The 2,692-nt window shown below is 37.1% G+C and carries 2 protein-coding genes; both read right to left on the bottom strand.

The annotated features are described in order from the left end of the window. Positions 1-2,433: lamin tail domain-containing protein (locus GFJ94_RS01215; RefSeq protein ID WP_153199600.1), on the bottom strand; the 2,433-nt coding region annotated here is incomplete at its 3' end. Between the two features lie 18 nt (positions 2,434-2,451). Beyond that, positions 2,452-2,692: OmpA family protein (locus tag GFJ94_RS01210; protein WP_153199598.1), on the bottom strand; the 241-nt coding region annotated here is incomplete at its 5' end.

Genomic DNA, 2,692 nt, shown 5'->3' with positions numbered 1-2,692 from the left:
ATTAGCAGCACAAGTTGGAGTAACAGTTGTAATGGTAGGAACAGCAGGAGTGGCTAATTGTGCACCAATGGTAAATCCAGCAGAAGCTACAGAACTACAACCCCCTAAGTTAGCTATTACAGTATAATTAGTTCCAATAGTCATTCCAGAGATAGCACCACCAACAGCCACAGTAGGTCCAGCAGGAGAAAACACATAAGTAGTTCCCGCAGCATAATTTGAGATGCTTGCACTTCCATTAGCAGTACAAGTAGGCGCAACAGTTGTAATAGTAGGAACAGCAGGAGTGGTAGGTTGTGGATTAATAGTAACTATTGTTGCTATAGAAATACAACCTGTAGTTAAATTTTTTACAATTACATTATAGTTATTTGGTATTAATCCTGAAAAAGTAGGACTTGATTGGAACGTTGTTCCATTTATACTATACTGAAAATTAGCTCCAATAGGAGAAGAAACTACTATAGTACCAGTGCTTACCGTACAAGTTGGTTGAGCTGTTGCACTTGCAGTTGGGGCAGTAATTGTTGGAACGGCATTAATAGTAATATTCGTTGCCGATGAAGTACAACCAGACGGAGTTTTTTTGACAATTACTGAATATGTATTTGGTGCTAAACCTGAAAAAGTTGGACTAGCTTGAAAATTAATTCCATCAATACTATATAAATTTCCTGCACCCGTGGGAGAAGAAATTACTATAGTTCCTGTTGGAGTAGTACAAGTTGGTTGAGCAGTAGCACTTGCTGTAGGAGCACTTGGGCTAGTACATCCATAATAATTTGAGCATAAAGAATCTAAAGTACAACCAGCACCTAAAGTTATTGTTACTTCAATAATATATTGTGCATTTGGTGTTAGACCATACCATTCTGGATTAAAACCTGATGCAACCCCATTTGCATTTACAACAGATGGATTTACATTCGAGGCAACATTACAAGAAGTTGATAACGGTCTTAAAATAGCAGTACGATTAATACATAATGCAGGACTTCCATTTGCTTGTTGTATTAATCCCACAAAACCATTTGCATCAGCTTGCACTAAATAGTAATTTTTAACGACAGTATTTGTTAATGCTGGAGACCAATTAGAACAAGAACCAGCAGGAAAATTTCTTACCCCATAGTTTGTAACACCTATTATCGGACAAGTAGGTGTTGAACATGAACCACAATCTAATGGTACTGTTGAACAAGTTGCTGTTTCAGGTAATACACAAGAAACACCATTTGCTGTAAGGGTAAAAACAACTGTATCACCTGCACTCAGTCCAGGTATAGTAAAGTTTGATGGAGAAATATGTGTTCCTGTTATGGGTGTTCCTCCATTTATGGTGTAACTATATGAAAAATTAGTTTGACCTACGTTACTAAAATCAAAAGCTAATGAAGTTGGCGTTGAATTTGCAGTATCACAATATAAACCTAAGGTTCCACCTGATGTAATTGTTACCACAATTGGAGCTCTTGGACTTTCGCAGCCCCCCACCGTTTGACTAACATAATACGTTGTTGAACCTGCTGTTGCAGTAGTTGGTGTAGGAGCAGTTGAAGAAGCTGTTCCACCAGTTGCATTTGTTCCATACCAATTTAATGTACCGCCAGCACTTGCTGTAGCAGATAAAGGAACAGCTGTTGCGCCTATACAATAATTAACTGGCGTTGTAACAGTTGGAGCAGCTGGTGCAGAAGAAGCAGAAACACAGGTACCTCCATTACAATTATTTGCAGCAATTGAACTTGCTATATTTTGTACCCATGTATTTAATCCATCTTGTTGTCTACTCAATGGATTTCCAGCACTTGGGTTTGCACCACCATATCTTACAATTGAAGGGTTTGAACTATTAAGTTGAAATGGAGTTTGTAGTGTTACAGCAGGACTACCAGTTGGTAAACACAAAGCACCAGGGTTGAAATCTGAAGTATTTGAAGTTAAATTTGAGGCACTGCTTGACCAATATACACAGTCTATTGCTACCCCTGCAGCATTATATAATGCACACCATCCATCAATATTAGCTAATACATAATTTCCGTTATAAAAACAGTAATCAGCTGCAGCCATAGGAATATCAATGTTTCCCGCAACAGCACCTCCTGGATTTGCCGAACCAATAACTACATGTTCTCCTGGATCTAATATTGCAGCTGGTACATTAGGAATTTTGTATGTTCCACCAGTGTTAGTTCCAGATAGAGATTGTTTCATCGCTATAAAATAACCAGAAATATTTACTTGTGAACATCCACTATTATACAACTCAATATATTCTTGGCTGGAATTATATATTAATCCATTTGGAGGTGTTGCCACCGTACCAGGTGGTCTAACCATTAATTCATTCAGTACAACTTGAGAATAAGAATTAATTGCAAATAAGATTGCAATAATGCTTAAATTAATCTTTAGAAAAGGGGCTTTCATTTTATTATCTTATTTTCTTTATTTCTTCACAATTAAGAATTCACTTCTTCTGTTTTGTGCGTATTGTTCTTCAGTGCATTTATCACAAGCTACTTTAGGTTCAGTTTCACCAAAGCCTTGTCCTGAAATTCTATCTTTTGCTATTCCTTTGCTGATTATGTATTGAACAGTCGATTTTGCTCTTCTGTCTGATAAATTCATGTTGTACTTATCACTTCCTCTGCTATCTGTATGCGATTTTGCGAAGATGACCATGTTT

The organism is Flavobacterium sp. LMO8, from assembly GCF_009495755.1.
Lineage (GTDB): Bacteria > Bacteroidota > Bacteroidia > Flavobacteriales > Flavobacteriaceae > Flavobacterium.
The sequence above is the reverse complement of the archived record's forward strand: the minus strand, read 5'-3'. Positions and strand labels throughout refer to the sequence as shown.